Annotated in this window: 17 protein-coding genes; 16 read left to right on the plus strand and 1 reads right to left on the minus strand. The window is 68.0% G+C overall.

All coding sequences use genetic code 11. From position 1 onward, the window contains the following. Positions 1-84: 84 nt before the first annotated feature. Positions 85-1,998 (minus strand): type IV pilus assembly protein FimV, encoded by a 1,914-nt coding sequence (locus tag C8261_RS07855; protein ID WP_107493118.1) that lies wholly within the window; start codon positions 1,996-1,998, stop codon positions 85-87. Positions 1,999-2,157: 159 nt separating this feature from the next. Here C8261_RS07855 and C8261_RS07860 point away from each other — a divergent pair, with 159 nt between their 5' ends. The 16 genes from C8261_RS07860 (at position 2,158) to C8261_RS07935 (ending at position 20,399) form a co-directional block, all read left to right on the plus strand. Continuing rightward, positions 2,158-2,709: a DUF2889 domain-containing protein gene (locus C8261_RS07860; protein ID WP_107493119.1), complete on the plus strand. Its 552-nt coding sequence runs from the start codon at positions 2,158-2,160 to the stop codon at positions 2,707-2,709. Between the two features lie 231 nt (positions 2,710-2,940). Further along, positions 2,941-4,101, plus strand: a complete 1,161-nt coding sequence (gene sucC / locus C8261_RS07865; RefSeq protein WP_107493120.1) for an ADP-forming succinate--CoA ligase subunit beta — start codon at positions 2,941-2,943, stop codon at positions 4,099-4,101. 12 nt (positions 4,102-4,113) lie between these two features. After that, positions 4,114-5,007, plus strand: a complete 894-nt coding sequence (sucD, locus tag C8261_RS07870) for a succinate--CoA ligase subunit alpha (protein WP_107493121.1) — start codon at positions 4,114-4,116, stop codon at positions 5,005-5,007. Positions 5,008-5,205: 198 nt separating this feature from the next. Continuing rightward, a complete protein-coding gene (locus C8261_RS07875; RefSeq protein WP_235864868.1) occupies positions 5,206-5,946 on the plus strand; it encodes a Stp1/IreP family PP2C-type Ser/Thr phosphatase in 741 nt (246 codons plus the stop codon). A gap of 61 nt (positions 5,947-6,007) precedes the next feature. Continuing rightward, on the plus strand, positions 6,008-6,724 hold the full coding sequence (locus C8261_RS07880) for an FHA domain-containing protein (RefSeq protein WP_107493123.1): 717 nt from the start codon (positions 6,008-6,010) through the stop codon (positions 6,722-6,724). 165 nt (positions 6,725-6,889) lie between these two features. Beyond that, positions 6,890-7,657, plus strand: a complete 768-nt coding sequence (locus C8261_RS07885) for a 3',5'-cyclic-nucleotide phosphodiesterase (RefSeq protein ID WP_107493124.1) — start codon at positions 6,890-6,892, stop codon at positions 7,655-7,657. A gap of 96 nt (positions 7,658-7,753) precedes the next feature. Further along, on the plus strand, positions 7,754-8,449 hold the full coding sequence (rpe, locus tag C8261_RS07890) for a ribulose-phosphate 3-epimerase (protein WP_107493125.1): 696 nt from the start codon (positions 7,754-7,756) through the stop codon (positions 8,447-8,449). Further along, positions 8,446-9,123 carry a phosphoglycolate phosphatase gene (locus C8261_RS07895; protein ID WP_107493126.1) on the plus strand — a complete coding sequence of 226 codons (678 nt, stop codon included), beginning with the start codon at positions 8,446-8,448 and terminating at the stop codon, positions 9,121-9,123. Before rpe ends, C8261_RS07895 begins: the two co-directional genes overlap by 4 nt. Positions 9,124-9,363: 240 nt before the next feature. After that, positions 9,364-10,839, plus strand: a complete 1,476-nt coding sequence (gene trpE / locus C8261_RS07900; protein ID WP_107493127.1) for an anthranilate synthase component I — start codon at positions 9,364-9,366, stop codon at positions 10,837-10,839. Positions 10,840-10,886: 47 nt separating this feature from the next. Continuing rightward, on the plus strand, positions 10,887-12,251 hold the full coding sequence (locus C8261_RS07905; RefSeq protein WP_107493128.1) for an aspartate aminotransferase family protein: 1,365 nt from the start codon (positions 10,887-10,889) through the stop codon (positions 12,249-12,251). Further along, positions 12,248-13,078 (plus strand): BKACE family enzyme, encoded by an 831-nt coding sequence (locus tag C8261_RS07910; protein WP_107493129.1) that lies wholly within the window; start codon positions 12,248-12,250, stop codon positions 13,076-13,078. The genes C8261_RS07905 and C8261_RS07910 overlap by 4 nt, the downstream gene beginning before the upstream one ends. Positions 13,079-13,090: 12 nt before the next feature. Beyond that, positions 13,091-13,912, plus strand: coding sequence for a hypothetical protein (locus C8261_RS07915; RefSeq protein ID WP_107493130.1), 822 nt, complete (start codon positions 13,091-13,093; stop codon positions 13,910-13,912). 171 nt (positions 13,913-14,083) lie between these two features. Beyond that, positions 14,084-14,665: an aminodeoxychorismate/anthranilate synthase component II gene (locus C8261_RS07920; protein ID WP_107493131.1), complete on the plus strand. Its 582-nt coding sequence runs from the start codon at positions 14,084-14,086 to the stop codon at positions 14,663-14,665. Next, the gene (trpD, locus tag C8261_RS07925; RefSeq protein WP_107493132.1) at positions 14,662-15,702 is read left to right on the plus strand and encodes an anthranilate phosphoribosyltransferase; all 1,041 of its coding nucleotides are present in this window, start codon (positions 14,662-14,664) and stop codon (positions 15,700-15,702) included. Before C8261_RS07920 ends, trpD begins: the two co-directional genes overlap by 4 nt. After that, the gene (gene trpC, locus C8261_RS07930; RefSeq protein ID WP_107493133.1) at positions 15,699-16,487 is read left to right on the plus strand and encodes an indole-3-glycerol phosphate synthase TrpC; all 789 of its coding nucleotides are present in this window, start codon (positions 15,699-15,701) and stop codon (positions 16,485-16,487) included. The genes trpD and trpC overlap by 4 nt, the downstream gene beginning before the upstream one ends. A 6-nt stretch (positions 16,488-16,493) precedes the next feature. Further along, entirely contained in the window at positions 16,494-20,399 is a 3,906-nt protein-coding gene (locus tag C8261_RS07935) for a translocation/assembly module TamB domain-containing protein (RefSeq protein ID WP_107493134.1), read from the plus strand. The last annotated feature ends 4 nt before the right edge of the window (positions 20,400-20,403 follow it).

The following is a 20,403-nucleotide window of genomic DNA, read 5'->3' on the forward strand; positions in this document are numbered from 1 at the left end:
CTCACGTCGCGTGGGAGTACGGCCTGCCACGGCGAGTGCATCGGCACCCACCCGCAGCAGGGATGGTGTGAGAAATGCAGCTAGCTAGCGCGGGGCGAGGTCGAAAGACGGGTTGAGCTGGGTCGCCGCAAGATCGCCGCCCGGCAGTTCGGGGCGGTAACGTCCAAGCTCCTGCTCGAGCACGGCCGCGAGCATCAGCAGGTCGTCGACCACGCGCAGCGGAAAGCCGGTGCGGGTGCCGTCGCGGTTGTCGCGCAGCAGATGCTCGATATAGGCCTGGCAGGCCTCGGTGCCCCACAGGCGCTGCAGTTCGTCGGCGATGTGGGGCAGGGCTTCGAGGCAGTCCGGCGCCGTGTGGGCAACCTCCCAGGTCTCCCAGCTCACCACGTGGACATTGAAGGTCTTGTTGAGCTGGCGGGCGAGGCCGTCGAACTCCGGGCGCATGCCGGCGGCACGGTACACCTCAAGCAGTTTCAGCCAGGGCTTGACGGCCTGCTTGGGGTTGCCGCGGATGAAGTCGGCGAGGGTCTCCGCAGCACCCTGCACGCGCCCGAAGCTCATCATTATCTCGGCCAGTTCGACGGCCGAGTCGTGTTCGTCGATGGCCTCGCTCTCGGTGACGATGGGCGCGAGCGAAGTGTGTGCGGGCATCAGCGAGGGCGCCGACCACTTGTAGTCGGGGTTCTGCGACTCGGCTACCTGGGTGCTGATGCCGTAATCCTCGCGGTTGCCGTCGAGCGCGCTTGCCGCGTGGGCCTCCTCCGGCCAGCTGCGTGTTTCCGGGGTCTCCGGAAGGGCGGCAGCGAGCGCGGCATCCACCCGCGCGCGGCGTGCGGCCTGCCAGCGCTTGAGGGCAAGGATGAGGGTGACGATGGCGGCGAACAGCAGCAGGAATACCAGCCAGTCGTTGCTGCTTGCGGCTGCCGGGCGTTGCGCGGCCCTCAGCGCATCTTCATCGGCAACAGGAGGGGGCGGGGCGATGGCTGCCGTGCCTGTCGGCGCCGGTACCGCCGCAGGTGCTGCGGATCCATCGGCGGGGACGATGCCGAGACGGTTGGCGCGTTCGATGAGCTCGGCCTGGATGCGCTCGAGTTCGCGGATGCGCTCGACGAGGTCGAGCTGGGCCTGGATGCTGCGGTCGATGGCAGTAACCAGGTACTGCTCGCGTGCGGCAAAGTCGTCAACCGCAGCGCGCACCTGCGGCGGAGCCGCGGCGGCGGGCTCGGCCGCGCTCTCCGCTTCCAGGCGCAGACGGTCGGCCGTCGGCGCGGGCTGCGCGGCGGCTCGGGTGGCCGGCGGCGCCGGGCGTTCGGTCGGAGCTGCGACAGGTGGGGCGGGGCGCGGGGCGCTTGGCGGGGCGCTGGCGGAGAGGCGCGCAAGGTCCGGCACCAGCAGTTCGGTGCCGGGCGGCAGCGCCCGGTCGGGGGCGTCGGCAGCGGCGAACAGGTCTGGGTTGGCTCGCACGGTCTCGGCGATGAAGCGCTGGCGAACCGCCGCCTCGCGTGGGTAGAGCATCTGCGCCAGTTCGCTGAGCGACTCGCCCGGTGCTGTTGTCCAGCGCTGCATGCCACGCACCGGCGGTGCAGGGGGGGGCGCTGCGGCAGTGGTCGACGGAGGGGGGCTGGCTACGGCCTGGCGAACCTCGGCAAAGGGCAGCAGCAGCGTGTACTCGCGCCGCAGGCGGGTGGTGCAGGTGTCCGCCACGGCCAGCCGCAGGATGGGTTCGAAGGCCGGCTGGCTGGTGCTGACGACGATGCCGCGGGGGCCGGCGGCAATCCGGGCGTGCTCGACCCAGGGGCCTTCGCTGGCTGCGCCGGGGGCAAGTTGCAGGCAGCCGGCGAGACTGGCGGCTTGTCCTTCGTTGACCGCGATCTCGATGCGCAGGGGCTGGCCGATGGGCGAGAGCGCGATGACGTCGCCGAGGACGGCCGCGGCCGCACAGGCGGGCATCAGGCTGACGGCGAGGGCAAGGGCGAGGCGCTGGCGGGTTGCGGGCATTGTCCGTGAGCAGGCGCTATGTGGCGGTATTGTGCGTCAATTTCACCAGTATGGGGTACTCCCCGCTGGTGGGTGGGTAAACATGCGAATGCCCCCGATGGTGAAGCTCGGGGGCATTCGCGCTAAGATGTGGCGCCCATACGCCAGCGTACGTAAATAATGCCTTTATCCGACCCTTCCCGTCCGCGCCAGCGGGTCCATGTCCGGCGCATAGAAATAGAAGGCTTCCGCCGCGATGATGGCCTGTTGGAGATGGAGGCCGTGTTGACCGATGTCAAGGATATCGATTATCCCATCGCATCCGGCGTGCGCGCGGCAGGTGATCCGGTGCACGCGATGCGCGTGCGCATCGTCATCGACGCGAGCTTTACCATCGTCGAGGCGGAGGCCTGTTCCGACTGGGTGCCCTATCCCGGCCAGTGCGACACCATCGGCCCGGCCTACGGACGCCTGGTGGGGCTCAACCTGGTGCGCGGATTCCGCCGCACGGTGGGCGAGATGTTTGCCGATGTGCGGGGCTGCTCGCACATCACCGAACTCCTCCTCAGTCTGCCGACCGCGGCCATCCAGACATTTGCGACCTTTCGCCGCGACAACGAGGACAACGGCGAGAAGCCCTTTCAGCTTGACCGCTGTCACGCCCTGGAGACTTCGGCGGAGGCCGTGCGGCGCTATTACCCGCGCTGGTACCGCAAGCCGGCAGGCCGTTGAGCGCGTTGCGGGCGCTTGGTAGTTCATAATTACGGGTATAATCCCGCGGTCCGGTTGTGCGTAGCGCAGCTCAGTGCGTCATCCGGGTAGCAGGGCGGTCCGCCAGGGCGCCCTGGGCGGTGCCGGTGCCGGGCGAGGGAGGCTGGCAGGCAGCGCGGAACACCTTTCCGAAACGACCCATCAACCTGTTCGCGGGCGGTCTCGCGCCGCGACTTCGATCGAAGGGCAACCATGAAGATTCATGAGTATCAGGCAAAAGAACTGCTGAGGAAGTACGGCGTCGTGACGCCGCGCGGCAAGGCGTGTTTCAGCGTCGATGAAGCAGTCGCGGCAGCCGAAGAGCTGGGCGGCAAGATCTGGGTGGTGAAGGCCCAGATTCACGCCGGTGGGCGTGGCAAGGGCGGCGGCGTGAAGCTCGCCCGCTCCATGGACGAAGTGCGTCAGCTGGCCGGCGAGATCCTCGGCATGCAGCTGGTGACCCACCAGACCGGCCCCGAGGGCCAGAAGGTGCGTCGTCTGCTGATCGAGGAAGGCGCCGACATCAAGAAGGAATACTACGTTGCGGCGCTGACCGACCGTGCGACCCAGAAGGTGGCGATGATGGCCTCCTCCGAGGGCGGCATGGATATCGAGGAAGTCGCGCACAACACCCCCGAGAAGATCATCAAGGTGTTCGTCGATCCGCTGGTCGGCCTCACCGACGCGCAGGCCACCGAGCTGGCCCAGGGCATCGGCGTTCCCGAAGGCTCCATGGCCCAGGCGGTCGACACGCTGAAGAAGCTGTACACCTGCTACATGGAAACCGATGCCTCGCTGGCCGAGATCAACCCGCTGATCCTCGAAGGCAACGGCAACATCAAGGCGCTGGACGCCAAGTTCAACTTCGACTCCAACGCCCTCTACCGTCACCCGGAGATCGTCGAGTACCGCGACCTGGACGAAGAGGACGCCGACGAGATCGAAGCCTCCAAGTTCGACCTGGCCTACATCAGCCTGGACGGCAACATCGGCTGCCTGGTGAACGGTGCCGGCCTGGCCATGGCCACCATGGACACCATCAAGCTGTTCGGCGCCGAGCCGGCCAACTTCCTGGACGTGGGCGGCGGTGCGACCACCGAGAAGGTCACCGAAGCCTTCAAGATCATGCTCAAGAACCCCAAGGTCAAGGGCATCCTGGTGAACATCTTCGGCGGCATCATGCGCTGCGACACCATCGCCACCGGCGTGGTCGCGGCCGCGCGCGAAGTGCATCTCTCCGTCCCGCTCGTGGTGCGCATGAAGGGCACCAACGAAGACCTCGGCAAGAAGATCCTCGCCGAGTCGGGCCTGCCGATCATCTCCGCCGACACCATGGCGGAAGCCGCGACCAAGATCGTCGCCGCTGTTCAGTAAGGAGAGTTGCGAATGTCCATCCTGATCAACAAAGACACCAAGGTCATCACCCAGGGCATCACCGGGAAGACCGGCCAGTTCCACACCGAGAAGTGCCAGGAGTACGCCAACGGCAAGAACTGCTTCGTCGCCGGCGTGAACCCCAAGAAGGCCGGTGAGAGCATCTTCAACATCCCCATCTACGCCTCCGTCAAGGAAGCGGCTGCGGAAACCGGCGCCACCGTGTCGGTGATCTACGTGCCGCCCGCCGGCGCCGCTGCGGCGATCTGGGAAGCCTGCGAGGCCGACCTCGACCTGGCGATCTGCATCACCGAAGGCATTCCGGTGCGCGACATGCTGGAAGTGCGCAACAAGATGAAGCAGAAGGTTGCCAAGGGCGGCAAGGAAACCCTGCTGCTGGGCCCCAACTGCCCCGGCCTGATCACGCCCGACGAGATCAAGATCGGCATCATGCCCGGTCACATCCACCGCAAGGGCCGCATCGGTGTGGTGTCGCGTTCCGGCACCCTGACCTATGAAGCCGTGGCGCAGCTGACCGAGATCGGCCTGGGCCAGTCTTCCGCGGTCGGTATCGGCGGCGACCCGATCAACGGTCTGAAGCACATCGACGTGATGCGCATGTTCAACGACGATCCGGACACCGACGCGGTGATCATGATCGGCGAGATCGGCGGTCCGGACGAAGCCGAAGCCGCGTTGTGGTGCAAGGACAACATGAAGAAGCCGGTGGTCGGCTTCATCGCCGGCGTCACCGCTCCGGCCGGCAAGCGCATGGGCCACGCCGGTGCGCTGATCTCCGGTGGTGCGGACACCGCCGATGCCAAGCTCGCCATCATGGAAGAGTGCGGCTTCAAGGTGACCCGCAATCCGTCCGAGATGGCCAAGCTGCTGAAGGCCATGCTGTAAGCGCGGCGGTTTCGCGATCACGAAAGGGCGCCGGAGGTTTCGGCGCCCTTTTTCCGTCAACCGCGCCGCTGGTGAGCGTAAAAATGCCATTGGGCAGCCCGCATCTCCGTGTACGGCGGCATTCACGCTAGAATGCCGCCAAAGGGCAGTTGCCGCGGCACAGGCCGTAGGCGATCTGCCAGGCAGGAGGTGCATCTGGTGTCAGCCTGTGCTCTTACCGTTCGTTGGGCCGCCGCGAGTGACGTCGGGCGCTTGCGTGCGCGCAACGAGGATGCCCTGCGCATTGTCTTTGCTCCGCCCTGCGCGGTGCTTGCGGACGGCATGGGCGGGCATCGCGGCGGCGATGTCGCCGCGCGCCTGGCGGTGGATGTGGTTGCCGAGCACCTCGCCGTCGCTGCGGGGAGCACCGACGAGGAAGTCTGCGCCCTCCTCGGGGAGGCCGTCGCGGCGGCCAACAAGGTCATCTTCGAGCACGCCCAGATCGATCCCGGACTGGCCGGCATGGGAGCTACCGTGGTTGCCGTGAGGCTGTTCGGCGAGCGCATGTGCTGCGCCCATGTCGGTGATTCGCGCCTCTACCTGTTCCGTGGCGGCGAGCTGGAACTGCTCACGCGCGATCATACGATGTTGCAGGAGTTGGTCGACGCCGGCATGATTACCGCCGAACAGGCCCGCGCGGCGCCGTTCCGTGGCATGCTCACGCGTGCCCTGGGGGCGCTGCCGGAGCTCGATGCCGATGTCTTCTGCCGGCCGCTGCATGCGGGCGACGTGCTGCTGCTGTGCTCCGACGGACTCACCGACATGCTCGGCGACGATGAGATCGCCGCAGTGCTGAGTGGTGGCGGGGATGTGGACGAATGGGCGGCCGAACTCGTGGCATTTGCCAATGCGCGTGGCGGGCGAGACAATATTACCGTGGTGCTGGCGCAGGCCAGTTGAGCGGGCGGACGATGCACCTTCCCGGTGCGCGATCAAGAAGACTACAGACGGGTGAAGGGCGATGCCGAAGTTGATCCTCAGCATGGATGGTCTGGTTCTAAAGGAAGTCATCCTGAAGAAGGAGCGGACCACCATCGGGCGCAAGGCCGACAATGACATCCAGATCGACAACCTGGCGATCAGCGGCCACCATGCGGTCATCGTGTGCATCCTCAACGACGCCTTCCTGGAAGATCTCAACAGCACCAACGGCACCTACGTGAATGGCCAGTCGGTCAAGAAGCACGTGCTGAAGAATCATGACGTCATCGAGCTGGGGAAGTACCGGCTGAAGTTCATCATCGACTCGGCACCTTCCGGGCTGGGTTCCTTCGACCTCATCGACACCGGCACCATGAATACCCTCGGCAAGCCCGAGGTCGATGCCATCGCTCCGCCCGAAGAGCGTGCCGCGTCGCGTACCCAGGTGTTCCCGCCGGAGGCCCTCGACCAGGGGGTTGGCGCTGCCGGCGAGATGCCCTCGGGGGTCATCCAGGTGCTCAGTGGCGCCAATGCCGGGCGCGAACTGCCGCTCAGCAAGTCGCTGACCACCCTCGGCAAGCCCGGTACCCAGGTCGCGGTGATCACCCGCCGACCGCACGGCTTCTACATCACCCACGTCGAAGGGGCATCCTTCCCGGTGGTCAACGGCAACACCCTTGATGCCCAGGCCCATCGCCTGGAGGATCACGACATCATCGAGATCGCCGGCATCAAGATGGAGTTCTTCCTGCGCTGAAGTGCGCGCCAGTGTGATTTTTTGCAAGGCCTGCGCGTTGCCGGCGGTGTTACCGTCGGTGCATGCGCTGCATGTTTTTCCTGACTTTCAGGATGGTGGCGCCGGGGCGGCTGTGCCGCATGCCCGCATGTATACCGGCCCCGGGCCGGCAGGTGGAATTCCCCGATGAAGCTAGAAGTGCTGGGCTGCAGTGGTGGCATTGGCGGCAGGACGGCCAGGACCACGAGCTTTCTGGTCGATGACGACATCCTGCTCGATTGCGGCACGGGGGTCGGTGACCTTGAGCTCGATGCGCTCGCCGCGGTCGATCATGTCTTCCTCTCCCATGCGCACATGGACCATATCGCCGCGATTCCCCTGCTGGTGGACTCGGTCGGCGAGATGCGGCGCTTTCCGGTGACCGTGTATGGCACGCCGGAGACCATCCGCATTCTGCGCTCGCACATCTTCAACTGGCTGATCTGGCCGGATTTCACCGCCATTCCCAACCGCCACCGCCCCTTCCTGCGCTTTCAGCCCATCCGCGTCGGCGAGACCCTCGATCTCGGCGGTCGCGCCGTCACCGCGCTGCCTGCCCACCATACCGTGCCGGCGGTGGCCTTCCTGCTCGACAGCGGCAGCGGACAACTGGTCTATTCGGGCGACACCGCCTACCATCCTCCCCTCATCGAGGCCATCAACGCCTGCGCGCAGTTGCGCCACCTCATCGTCGAAACGGCCTTCTCCGACGAGCAGCACGGCCTCGCCCTGGCCTCGCGCCATCTCTGTCCCAGCCTGCTGGCAGCGATGCTGGACGACATCGAGGTCAGCCCGCAGGTGCACATCAGCCACCTCAAGCCCGGGGTAGGCGAGCGCATCATGGCGCAGATCGCCACCTATCGCGGTCGTCTGCGACCCCGTGCGCTGGTGCACGGCGAGGTTCTGCAGTTCTAGCCCGCACTGCTCACACTGCCCCAGCAGCGGGCAGTGCTGTGAAGGCGCAAGGGGCGCGTTAGAATCGTCCTTCAGCCCCCCTACGGAGTTCCACCCATGTTCCGTATCGCCCCCAGCATCCTCTCCGCCGATTTCGCCCGCCTCGGCGAGGAGGTGCGCAACGTCACCGCCGCCGGCGCGGACTGGATCCACTTCGACGTGATGGACAACCACTACGTCCCCAACCTCACCATCGGCCCGCTGGTCTGCGAGGCCATCCGCCCGCACGTCAGCGCACCGATCGACGTGCACCTGATGGTCAAGCCGGTCGACCGCATCATCCCTGACTTCGCCAAGGCCGGCGCCAACATAATCACCTTCCATCCGGAAGCCTCCGAGCACGTGGACCGCACGCTCGGCCTGATCCGCGACGCCGGCTGCCAGGCCGGGCTGGTGTTCAACCCGGCCACCCCGCTGAACTGGATGGACCACGTCATGGACAAGCTCGACGTGGTGCTGCTGATGAGCGTGAACCCGGGCTTCGGCGGACAGAAATTCATTCCCGAGACGCTCGTCAAACTGCGCGCGGCACGCGAGAAGCTGGATGCCTATGAGGCGAGGAGCGGGCGGCGCATCCTGCTGGAGATCGACGGTGGGGTGAAGGTGGACAACATCGCCGAGATCGCCGCCGCCGGCGCGGACACCTTCGTCGCCGGTTCGGCAGTGTTCGGTGCCGCGCGCGTCGAAGACGCCAACCGCTACGACTCGGTGATCGCCGCGCTGCGCGCCGAACTGGGCGGCCAGCCGCGATGAACGGGACGCGCTACCCGGCCGAGGCGGTGCTGTTCGATCTCGACGGCACCCTGCTCGACACCATCGCCGATCTCGCCGAAGGCGCCAACCGCATGCTTGCCGAGATCGGTCGTCCGCTGCGCACGCTGGAAGAGATCCACAGCTTCGTCGGCAAGGGCATTCCCAACCTGGTGCGGCGCTGCCTGACCGAGAACGCCCACGCCAGCGAGGACGAGATCGATGTCGCGGTCGGCGTGTTCCGCCGCCACTATGCGGTGGTCAATGGCCACAGCACGCGCATCTATCCCGGCGTGCCGGAGACCCTGGCGGCCCTGCGCGCGCAGGGGCGGCGGCTGGCGGTGGTCACCAACAAGGCCGGCGACTTCACCCTGCCGCTGCTCGAACGCATGGGCCTGACCGGTCATTTCGACGCCGTGGTGGCCGGTGACACCCTGGCGGTGAAGAAGCCCGACCCCGCGGTGCTGTTCCACACATGTTCCTTGCTGGGGGTGGAACCGGCACGCGCGCTGATGATCGGTGACTCGGCCAACGACGCGCTGGCCGCCCGCGGCGCCGGCATGCCGGTGCTGCTGGTGAGCTACGGATACAGCGAGGGTATGCCGGTGGACACCATCGATTGCGATGGGCTACTATCGAACGCACTCGAGGCGCTCGACCGCCTGCAGCCCTTGTAGCGTCAGGCTTGCGGTCCGCCGCGGGCCATCCACCTCACTCTTCAGATCGAATCGTGACTCACACAGACCGGGCTTCGGACAGCAAACAGGGTTCCCGCCACGCTGCCTTCCAGGGCGAGCCGTGCTGGCGCTGGTGGCCTGCGGGCCAATAAAGACCTCTCTCGCCCGCGGGAGCCGGGCCTGCCCGGCAACGCCCCCGCAACCGCCTGTCCGTACCGCACTGCCATTCGTGGAGTCACCATGCAAGAGCAAGAATTCAATGCCCTGGCCGCCCAGGGCTACAACCGCATTCCGGTCACCCTCGAGACCTTTGCCGATCTCGACACCCCGCTGTCGATCTACCTGAAGCTGGCCAACGAGCCGTGGACCTACCTGCTCGAATCGGTGCAGGGCGGCGAACGTTTCGGGCGCTATTCCTTCATCGGCCTCTCCTCGCCCACCCGCATCGAGGTGTACGGCCGCTCCGCGCTGCTGCTCACCGGCAACCGCCTGGTCGAGCGGCGCGACTACGGCGACCCGCTCAACTACGTCGCCGAGTTCATGGAGCGCATCAAGGTGCCGCCGCGCGAGCACCTGCCGCGCTTCGCCGGCGGCCTGGTGGGCTGCTTCGGCTATGACACGGTGCGCTACATCGAGCCGCGCCTGGCGAAAACCGAGAAGGAAGATGCGCTGGGCACGCCGGACATTGTGCTGCTGCTCTCCGAAGAAATCGCCATCGTCGACAACCTCTCCGGCAAGCTCACCCTGGTGGTGTACGCCGAGCCGGAAGTGCCGGGGGCCTACAAGCGCGCGCAGAAGCGTCTCAAGGAGTTGCTCGCGCGCCTGCGCGCGCCGGTGCAGATTCCCGCCGAGACGCGCTGCGAATCGCAGCCGGCGGTGTCCAGCTTCGGCGAGCAGGCTTTCAAGGATGCGGTGAGTCGTGCCAAGCAGTACATCGTCGATGGCGACATCATGCAGGTGGTGCTAGCCCAGCGCATGAGCAAGCCCTTCGCTGCCGACCCGCTGGCGCTGTATCGCGCCATTCGCACGCTGAATCCTTCGCCCTACATGTTCTACTTCAACTTCGAGGACTTCCAGGTGGTGGGCGCTTCGCCCGAGATCCTGGTCCGCCTGGAGGACAAGAACGTCACCGTGCGGCCGATCGCCGGCACCCGCAAGCGCGGCGCCACCGCGGCCGAGGATCTGGCGCTGGAAGCCGACCTGCTGGCCGACGAGAAGGAGCGCGCCGAACACCTGCAGCTGCTCGATCTTGGCCGCAACGACGCCGGGCGGGTCGCCGAAACCGGCACGGTGCGGGTCACCGACCAGTTCGTGGTGGAACGCTATTCGCATGTGATGCACATCGTCTCCAACGTCGAGGCCCGCCTCAAGGACGGCCTCAACGCGCTCGAGGTGCTGCGCGCCAGCTTCCCCGCCGGCACCGTGTCGGGGGCGCCCAAGGTGCGCGCGATGGAGATCATCGACGAGCTTGAGCCGGTCAAGCGCGGCATCTACGCCGGCGCGGCCGGCTACCTCGGCTTCCATGGCGACATGGACCTCGCCATCGCCATCCGCACCGCGGTGGTGAAGGACGGCCAGATCCACGTCCAGGCCGGCGCCGGCATCGTTGCCGACTCCGACCCCGAGTCCGAATGGCAGGAAACCCAGAACAAGGCGCGCGCCATGCTGCGCGCGGCCGAAATGGCTGAAGGCGGGCTCGACACCCGCATCGACTGAACGGGCTGCGGCCCACGGCGCCACAAGCGCCCCCACAGGAGACCGGCATGAACGAGGACACCCACGTCTTTTACCGCAACCCCTTCACCACCTACCCGGTGATCGCGCGTGGCGAAGGCGCCTATCTGTTCGACACCAAGGGCAAGCGTTACCTCGATGCCTGTGGCGGTGCAGTGGTCTCTGCGCTGGGCCACAACGTGCCGGAGGTGGTCGAGGCGCTCAAGGCGCAGCTCGACAGCGTGGAGTTCGCCCACACCAGCCAGTTCACCAACCCGCCGCAGGAGCAGCTCGCCGAACTGCTCGCCGAGCTCTCGCCGGGGGGGCTCAACCATGCCTACTTCGTTTCCGGCGGCTCGGAGGCGGTCGAGTCCGCCATCAAGATGGCGCGCGCCTACTGGGTGCAGATGGGGCGGCCGGAAAAGTGGATGGTGATCGGCCGCGAACAGAGCTACCACGGCAACACCCTGGGGGCGCTGGCCGCCGGCGGCAACCGCTGGCGCCGTGCGCTGTACGAGCCCATGCTCTACCAGCGCCCGCGCGTGTCGCCCTGTTACTGCTATCGCTGCCCCTTCGACAAGGATCCGGCGCACTGTGCGCTGGAGTGCGCCGACGACCTCGAGCGCGCCATCCTCGAAGTCGGCCCCGAGAAGGTCTCCGCCTTCATCGCCGAGCCCATCGTCGGCGCCACTGCCGGCGCCCTGGTGCCGCACGAGAACTACTTCCGCCGCATCCGCGAGATCTGCGACCGCTACGACGTGCTGCTGATCGCCGACGAGGTGATGACCGGGCTGGGGCGCTGCGGCACCTGGTTCGCGATCAAGCAGTTCGGCGTGGTGCCGGACATGATCTGCATGGCCAAGGGCCTGGCCGCCGGCTATGTGCCGATCGGTGCCACCCTGGTGCACAACCACATCGTCGACACCTTCCACAACCGCCGCAACGTCTTCCAGCACGGCCACACCTACATGGGCCACCCGCTGGCCGCGGCCGCCGGTGTGGCGGTGATCAAGTACATGCAGCAGCACAAGCTGGTCGAGCGCAGCAAGAAGATGGGCGAGGAGCTCATCACCCGCCTGCGCGAGGCCCTGCACGACCACCCGCACGTGGGCGACATCCGCGGCCGCGGGCTGTTCTGCGGCATCGAGTTCGTCCTCGACCGTGCCACCAAGCACCCCTTCGAGCCGGAGCTGGCCTTCCACCGCATCCTCGGCGAAACCGCCTTTGCCAACGGCCTCATCATCTACCCGATGGGGGGCACGCTGGACGGCCGGCGCGGCGACCATGTGCTGATCGCGCCGCCCTTCATCATCACCAAGGCGCAGATCGGCCGCCTGGTCGAGCTGCTGGTGAAGTCGATCGACGCCACGGTGGCGAAGTTGCGCGAGCGCATCGCCGCGGCCGCCCTGCCATGAGCGCCGCGGTCGCCATCACCGTCGCGCCCAACGGCGCGCGCCGCGGCAAGGGCGACCACGCTGCGATCCCGCTCAGCGTTGACGAGATCGTCGCCGCAGCGCGCGCCTGCCGCACCGCCGGTGCGGCCATCCTGCACCTGCACGTGCGCGAAGCCGACGGCGGCCACAGCCTGGACGCCGGGCGCTACCGCGAGGCCATGGCCGCGGTGCGCGCGGCCTGCGACATCGTGCTGCAGCCGACCACCGAGCGCGTCGGCGTCTTCGCCCCGGCCGACATGATGCGGGTGCAGCGCGAACTGGCGCCGGAGATGATCACCTTCAACCTGCAGGAACTGCTCGACCCGGACACCCCGCAGCAGACTGCGGCGGTGCGCGACTTCCTCGCCGAGACCGCGGCCGCCGGCACGGTGCCGCAGTACATCGTTTACAGCCCCGAGCAACTGGCCGTGCTGCGGCGCTGGTGGGAAGACGGCTGGCTGCCGCAGCGCGAACCCTATGTGCTGGTGGTGCTCGGGCGCTATGCGGGCAGCGTCAGCCGCCCGGGCGATATCCTCAACTACCTGCCCTTCATGCCGGCGGGCTGGCGCTGGGGCGTGTGCGCCTTCGGGCGCGAGGAACTGGCCTGCGTGGTGCAGGCCGCGCTGGCCGGCGGGCACTGCCGGGTCGGCTTCGAGAACAACCTCAGCGCCGCCGACGGCGCGCCGCTGGCGGACAATGCCGAGCAGGTCGGCCGCCTGGCCGGCATCCTCGGGCAACTGGGTTTCACCGTGGCCGACCCGGCCGCGGTCCGGCGGACGTTCGGTCTGTCCGGCGGGGGCTCTTCTTGAGAGAGTGAAAGCATGGATGACGTGGGCGCGTTCTTTTCTGTTCTCGGTGATCTCTTCGACTTCATCGGTTTGCTGGCGCTGGCAGGGAGCGGAGCGCTGCTCGGAGGTGTCGTGGGTGTCGTCGCGATACTCATCCTTCACCGGGTGGGCCTTCTGCGTCGCCGCGTGCGCTGGCACCATTTCCTGCTGAAGACGTATTTCGTCCTTATCCCCGTGTTCGGGGGCCTGCTGGGTGCGCAGCTAGCGACGGTGTATGGCATGCAGGCTCAGATGCACAGGACGGTCGAAACCTTCCGTCCCGATGTCAGGGCGTGGGCCGAGCAGAGCTGGAACGATTATGTGCGCGGCATGAGTGACGAGGATGTCAACGTCCTGCTGGGGCGCGTGGAGAGCGTTGGCGCCTTGGGTACGGCCGAACTGCTTGTAGATGCCTTTCTCGACCGCCAGGGGCTGACTGCCGGGGGATTCACGGCCCCCGACGGCGTCTCCGGGCGTGCCCTGTCGGTCGCAGTCGAGTTCTTCCACAGCAAGCCATTGAGGGGCCAGTTGGTGAAGGCGCTGACTGCGGAAGTGGCCAAGCTGTCGGGCGTCAGTGAAGAGACCGCGCATTTCGTCCTCACCTCCCCGATGCGTGAGGTCCTCAGCGGAGATGTGCTGGTTGATCTGCTGCAGAAGAAATTCGCCGAGCAATTCCGGATCCTCTACTGGATGGTCCTTTTCCAACTGCTACTCGTGGTCGTGCTGCTGGCGCTTGAAGTAGTGATTTCCCGTTATTTCGGCTTTTCGGTGAGGGCTGCTGGCGGGCATGGTACGGCTGCTGCCCGTGTTGCCTGAACGGCGCGAGCGACGGCTGATGGCGCGCTCAGGCGCCCGGGGCGCAGAAGGGCGGGCGCTATAATTCTTCGCCCCGGAGTGGTGCCCGGAACCCGCCGTTGAGTCCTTGTGGGGCGGGTTTCGAATAGCGGCTGGATTCAGTCCAAACATATTGATGAGGCGAGACCGTACATGCTGCTGATGATCGATAACTACGACAGCTTCACCTACAACCTGGTGCAGTACTTCGGCGAACTGGGGCAGAAGGTGAAGGTGTATCGCAACGACGAGATCACCCTGGAACAGATCGGCCTGATGAAGCCCGACCACCTGGTGATCTCCCCCGGGCCGTGCTCGCCGGCCGAGGCCGGCATCTCGGTGGCGGCGATCCGCGAGTTCGCCGGCAAGCTGCCCATCCTTGGCGTCTGCCTGGGCCACCAGAGCATCGGCGCGGCCTTCGGCGGGAAGATCGTCCATGCCCAGCGCCTGATGCATGGCAAGACTTCGCCGGTGCATCACAAGGACATCGGGGTGTTCCGCGGCCTGCCCAATCCGCTCACCTGCACGCGCTACCATTCGCTCGCCATCGAGCGTGCCAGCCTGCCGGAGTGCCTGGAGATCACCGCGTGGACCGAGGACGGCGAGATCATGGGCGTGCGCCACAAGACGCTGGCGGTGGAGGGCGTGCAGTTCCATCCCGAATCCATCCTCACCGAGCACGGCCACGACCTGCTCCGCAACTTCCTCGACCAGACCCGGGAGACCGTGCAATGACGATCACCGCCCAGCAGGCCCTGCAGCGCACCATCGACCACCGCGAGATCTTCTACGACGAGATGCTCTCGCTGATGCGCCAGATCATGGCCGGCGAGGTTTCTCCGCTGATGACGGCCGCCATTCTCACCGGCCTGCGGGTGAAGAAGGAGACCATCGGCGAGATCACCGCGGCGGCCACGGTGATGCGCGAGCTGTCCACCAAGGTGCGCGTGGCCCCGCCGCACGACCACTTCCTCGACGTGGTCGGCACCGGCGGTGACGGCTCCTCCACCTTCAACATCTCCACCGCCACCATCTTCGTCGCCGCCGCCGCCGGTGCGCGGGTGGCCAAGCACGGCGGGCGCAGCGTGTCCTCCAAGTCCGGCGCGGCCGACGTGCTGGAAGCGCTGGGGGTCAATCTCAACCTCGCACCCGAGCAGATCGCCGCCTGCGTGGAAGAGACCGGGGTGGGCTTCATGTTCGCCCCCAACCACCACAGCGCGATGAAGAACGTCGCCCCGGTGCGGCGCGAGATGGGCGTGCGCACCCTCTTCAACATCCTGGGGCCCCTGACCAATCCGGCCGGTGCGCCCAACACCCTGATGGGCGTCTTCCACCCCGACCTGGTCGGCATCCAGGCGCGCGTGATGCAGCGCCTGGGCGCCAACCACGTGCTGGTGGTGCATGGCCTGGACGGCATGGATGAGGTCAGCCTGGGTGCGGCCACGCAGGTGGGCGAACTGAAGGACGGCGAGGTGCGCGAGTACCAGATCCACCCTGAGGACTACGACCTGGCGATGGCCGGCACCCGCAACCTGCGCGTGGAAGATGCCGACGAGTCGCGCCAGGTGCTGCTCGGCGCCCTGGAAAACAAGCCCGGCCCGGCGCGCGAGATCGTCATCTTCAACGCCGGGGTGGCGCTGTACACCGCCAACCTCGCCGACTCCATCGGCAGCGGCATCCTGCGTGCGCGCGAAGCGGTGGCCAGCGGTGCGGCGCGCGCCAAGCTGGACGAGTTCGTGCGCTTCACCCAGCAGTTCGGGAGCACTTCGTGAGCGACATCCTCAATCGCATCAACGCGGTCAAGCGCGAGGAAGTCGCGGCCGGCAAGGCCGCCACCCCGCTGGCCGACATCGAGCGCGCCGCCGCTGCCCAGCCCGCGGCGCGCGACTTCGTCGGTGCGCTGCGCGCCAAGATCGCCCTCGGGCGCCCGGCGGTGATCGCCGAGATCAAGAAGGCCAGCCCCTCCAAGGGCGTGCTGCGCGAGGATTTCCGCCCGGCGGAGATCGCCGCCTCGTATGAGGCCGCCGGCGCGGCCTGCCTGTCGGTGCTCACCGACCGGCAGTTCTTCCAGGGTGCGCCGGAATACCTCCAGGCCGCGCGCGCCGCCTGCGCGCTGCCGGTGCTGCGCAAGGACTTCCTGGTGGACCCCTGGCAGGTGTTCGAGGCCCGCGCGATGGGGGCGGACGCCATCCTGCTGATCGCCGCCTCGCTGGCGCTCGAAGAGATGCGCGAGATGGAGCGCATCGCCCATCAGCTCGGCATGGGCGTGCTGGTCGAGGTGCATGACGGCGCCGAACTTGACCTTGCGTTGCAGCTTGCCACCCCGCTGGTCGGCATCAACAACCGCAACCTGCGCACCTTTGAGGTCTCGCTGCAGACCACCCTGGATCTCCTCGCCCGCATTCCGCCGGGGCGCATCGTGGTGACCGAGTCCGGCATCCTGCGCGCCGATGATGTGGCGCTGATGCGCGCCCGTGCGGTGAATGCCTTCCTGGTTGGCGAAGCCTTCATGCGCGCCGATGATCCGGGTGAGGGCTTGCGCGCGCTCTTTGGCTGAGCGCCCATGAGTGCCGCCGCGCCACCGTCCGCCGCGCCGCCGCGTCGCCGCGGGCGCCGGTTCGCTGGTCTGGCCGCGGTCTTGCTGTGTGTGCTGGCGCTCACCCTGGGGTGGTTGCTTGCCAGCGAGGGGGGGCTGCGCGCCGCCGTGCGCCTGGCGACATGGGCGAGTGGCGGGCAGTTGCAGTTCGTCGACGTCCGCGGCCGCGTGCTCGGGCCGCTGAGCATCGCCGAGCTGCGTTTCGAAAGTGCCGCCCAGCGCTTCATCGTGCGCGAGCTGGCCACCGACTGGCAGCCTGTGGCGCTGCTGCAGCGGCGCCTCCATGTCGATCGCCTGCAGATGGCGGAACTGCGTCTGGCGACGGCCCCCGACCCCGACGCCGGCCCCCTTGAACTGCCGCGCACCCTGCGCCTGCCGCTGGCCCTGGAGGTCGGGCGTTTGCAGGTCGGGCGCGTGGTGGTGGAAGCCTGGCCGGTGGCCGCGGACGCTGCGCCGCAGTTCCTCGTCGAGGCGTTGAGCGGCGCCTTGCGCAGCGATGCGCACAGCCACGTGGTGACGGACCTGGAGCTGCAGCTGCCGGCGGTGACGGTGACGGTCGATGCCTTGTCGCTGGCGGCTGACCCGCCCTATACGCTGGCCGCCACGGGGGGGCTGCAGGGCAGCCACGAAGAGCGTGAGTTCGCGGCCCGCTTCTCCCTTGCCGGCGATCTGGCAGAGCCGCAGCTCGCTCTGCAGGCCAGCGGTGCAGGCCTCAGCGGCGAGCTGCAGCTGCATGCCACACCCTTTGCCGCGGTGCCCTTGCGCAGTCTGCAGCTCGCGCTGAGCGGAGTCGATCCGGCCGCCTTCCACGCGGCCGCACCACACGCCCTGCTGCGCCTCGAAGCCCGCCTTGCCGGTGTGGCGGGGGAGCATGGGGGCGACTGGGCGCTGGCCGGCACGCTCGCGGGGGATAACGCCGTGCCCGGGGCGATTGATGGCGGACAGTTGCCGCTGGAGCGCTTCAGCAGCGCACTGCGCTGGGAGGCGGGGCATGTCGGCGTGCATGACATGGCGCTCGTCCTGGCGGGCGGCGGCCGCGTTGCCGGCTCCGTGCAGTGGATCGGCGACGCCGAGGCGGCCCCCGTTGCCGCACACCGCGAGGATGCACTGCGCGGGCGGGTGGATGCCGCACTGACCCTGCAGGGGGTCGATCCGGCCCGTGTGCGCGGGGACTGGCCGGCGCTGCCCATCGATGGTGTGATCGAGGCCCGTGCCGAAGGCGTGCAGCAGTCCGCGCAGCTCCGTCTGCAGACCGCCGGTGCGCGCCTGGAGGCCGAGCTGACGGTGGATGGCGGCGCCGCGGTGACGCGTTTCGAAGCCAGCGCGCGGTTGCGCGAGGTGGTGCCGCAGCGCTTCCTCGCCGCTGCCCCGGCCGGCAAGCTGGGGCTGGATGTCGAGGCCAGCGGCAAGTTCGGTGAGGCCGTCGAGGTGGCCCTCGACTGGCGCCTGGTCGATGCCCGCATCGAGGGGCGTGCGTTCAGCGCTGACGGCCGTCTCGCGCTCGCCGGTGAGCGCATTGTTGATGCCGCGCTGCACTTCGCCCTCGGCGACAACCGCCTGCGGGTCGACGGTGCCTGGGGGGCGCCTGCCGACCGTCTGCGGTTCAATCTCGATGCGCCGCGCCTGGACAGTCTGGGATTCGGCATAGCCGGACGTGCCGGTCTGGTTGGCGAACTTGGCGGCACTGCGGCGGAGCCCGCAGGTCATTTCATCCTCCACGCCGATCACCTCAGTCTGCCGGGCGATGTGCGCGTAGACGGGCTCAACGCACAGGGGCGCATGGACGCCGGGCTGGACGGGCCGTTGCAGTTGGCGCTGGGCCTGAGCGGTATTGGTGACACTGCCCGGCGTTGGCTCGACAGTGTGGCGCTGGCGGTGGACGGGCGGCGCAGCGCGCACCGCATCACTGTTCACGCGAGCACGGCCGAAGACAGCCTGAGCGCTGCCCTTGACGGCGGCCTGGGTGGCGAGGACGGCCTGCAGTGGTCCGGGCGGATCGACGAACTCGCCGTCGGCGGACGCTTTCCCGCCCGTCTGCAGGCCCCGGTCGGCTTGCGCGCCGGCAGTCAGCACGTTGAGCTGGATGCCGCCCACATCGAAGCCGGTGAGCAGGGCAGCATCCGTTTCCTGCAGACGCTGTGGACGCCGCAGCGCACCGTCCTGCGCGGTACTCTGAGCGGTCTCGCGCTGGGGCTGCAGACCCGTGCCGATGGTCGCCCGCGGCGCGGACCGGGGCCCCTGGTGCTGGGCGCGGAGTGGGACCTGCGCCTGGCGGCGAGCGCCGAAGGCGAGCTGCGCATCTTCCGCGAGGCCGGTGATCTCGAGATCAGCGGCGAGATCAGCACGCGGCTGGGCCTCGAACATCTGGAAGCCTGGCTGACGGCGCGTGACAACCGCCTGGCGCTGGCGGTCGATGCCCGCGGCAGCGAGTTCGGCAGCCTCAACGCGGCGCTCACCGCGCTCGCCGAGCGCGGCCCCGGCGGGACCTGGGGGCTGGCGCCAGAGGGCGCGCTGCTCGGCTCGGCGCGTCTGCAGATGCCGTCGATCGCGTGGATGGGGCGTCTGCTGCAGGAGAACGTCGACACCGCCGGCAGCCTGGAGGCCGAGTTCTCGTTTTCCGGCACGCCAGCTGCGCCGCTTGCTGCCGGCCGCATCCGCGGGCGGGATCTTGCCGTCGCCCTGGTCGACCAGGGGCTGCAGCTCAGCGGCGGCGAACTGCTCGCCGAGTTCGACCGCGACCGCCTGCGCCTGACCCGCCTCAGCTTCGTGTCACCAAACCGCGTGCGCCCGCGCGACAACCGCCCGCCGGTGGCGGCGCTCACCGCGACTGCGGGCACCCTCGAGGCTGGCGGAGAGATCGCCCTCGACAGTGGTGAAGGTCACTTCAGCTTCACTGCGGACCGTCTGCCGATGCTGCAGCGCGTCGACCGCTGGCTGATCGTGTCCGGACGTGGCGAGGGGCGGTCGACGTGGACCTCGCTGGCCCTGAACGCCGATCTGAGTGCCGATGCCGGCTACGTGGAGTTTGCCGAAACGCCGGCGCCCAGCCTCTCCGACGACGTCGTCGTCCTTGGCCGCGAGGCGCCGGGTGGCAGCGCGCTGGCGATCGATGCCGATATCCGCGTGGCGATGGGTGATCATCTCTACTTCAGCGCCCTCGGTGTCGATACCCGTCTTACCGGCGCCCTGCGCGTGCGCATGAGCGAGGGCCGTCCACTCACCGCGGTGGGCACCATCGCCACCGCCGGCGGCGTGTTCCGTGGCTACGGGCAGAATCTCAGCATCGAGCGCGGGCTGATCAACTTCCAGGGCGCGGTGGACAACCCCGGGCTCAACATCGTCGCGCTGCGCAAGGGACTCGCGGTGGAGGCCGGGGTGGCGATTGGCGGCAGTGTGCGCCGGCCGCAGGTGCGGCTGGTCTCCGAGCCGACCGTGCCGGACCCCGAGAAGCTGTCGTGGATCGTCCTTGGGCGCCCGCCGGCGGCAGGTTCCGGCGCCGATCTGGGGCTGCTGCTGCCGGCTGCGCAGGCCTTGCTGGGCGGCCCTGGCGGCGGCATGACCGAGCAGCTGTCGCGCAGCCTGGGCTTCGACGAGTTCGCCATCGGCCAGGGTGAGGTCGGCGGCATCTCGCGGCGTGCCACCAGCCGGGTGGTGGGCAGCGGCACGGCAGTCGATGACGGCGGCGTCGGCGGTCAGGTGCTTACCGTCGGCAAGCGCCTGTCGGCCGATCTGCTGCTGTCCTTCGAGCAGAGCCTCGGCGGGGCCGAGAGCCTGGTCAAGCTGACCTACCAGCTCAGCCGCCAGGTCTCGCTGGTCGCCCGCGGAGGCAGTGACAATGCCGTCGATCTGTACTACACGATATCCTTCCGCTAGCCTG

The organism is Pseudothauera lacus, assembly GCF_003034845.1.
GTDB lineage: Bacteria > Pseudomonadota > Gammaproteobacteria > Burkholderiales > Rhodocyclaceae > Pseudothauera > Pseudothauera lacus.

Bases quoted from the DNA above. Each gene is read 5' to 3' on its own strand.
- trpD (WP_107493132.1), top strand. From the start codon at position 14,662: ATGACGATCACCGCCCAGCAGGCCCTGCAGCGCACCATCGACCACCGC.
- C8261_RS07880 (WP_107493123.1), top strand. From the start codon at position 6,008: ATGCCGAAGTTGATCCTCAGCATGGATGGTCTGGTTCTAAAGGAAGTC.
- C8261_RS07920 (WP_107493131.1), top strand. From the start codon at position 14,084: ATGCTGCTGATGATCGATAACTACGACAGCTTCACCTACAACCTGGTG.
- C8261_RS07905 (WP_107493128.1), top strand. From the start codon at position 10,887: ATGAACGAGGACACCCACGTCTTTTACCGCAACCCCTTCACCACCTAC.
- C8261_RS07860 (WP_107493119.1), top strand. From the start codon at position 2,158: ATGCCTTTATCCGACCCTTCCCGTCCGCGCCAGCGGGTCCATGTCCGG.
- sucC (WP_107493120.1), top strand. From the start codon at position 2,941: ATGAAGATTCATGAGTATCAGGCAAAAGAACTGCTGAGGAAGTACGGC.
- sucD (WP_107493121.1), top strand. From the start codon at position 4,114: ATGTCCATCCTGATCAACAAAGACACCAAGGTCATCACCCAGGGCATC.
- C8261_RS07935 (WP_107493134.1), top strand. From the start codon at position 16,494: ATGAGTGCCGCCGCGCCACCGTCCGCCGCGCCGCCGCGTCGCCGCGGG.
- C8261_RS07885 (WP_107493124.1), top strand. From the start codon at position 6,890: ATGAAGCTAGAAGTGCTGGGCTGCAGTGGTGGCATTGGCGGCAGGACG.
- C8261_RS07895 (WP_107493126.1), top strand. From the start codon at position 8,446: ATGAACGGGACGCGCTACCCGGCCGAGGCGGTGCTGTTCGATCTCGAC.
- C8261_RS07910 (WP_107493129.1), top strand. From the start codon at position 12,248: ATGAGCGCCGCGGTCGCCATCACCGTCGCGCCCAACGGCGCGCGCCGC.
- C8261_RS07855 (WP_107493118.1), bottom strand. From the start codon at position 1,998: ATGCCCGCAACCCGCCAGCGCCTCGCCCTTGCCCTCGCCGTCAGCCTG.
- trpE (WP_107493127.1), top strand. From the start codon at position 9,364: ATGCAAGAGCAAGAATTCAATGCCCTGGCCGCCCAGGGCTACAACCGC.
- C8261_RS07915 (WP_107493130.1), top strand. From the start codon at position 13,091: ATGGATGACGTGGGCGCGTTCTTTTCTGTTCTCGGTGATCTCTTCGAC.
- rpe (WP_107493125.1), top strand. From the start codon at position 7,754: ATGTTCCGTATCGCCCCCAGCATCCTCTCCGCCGATTTCGCCCGCCTC.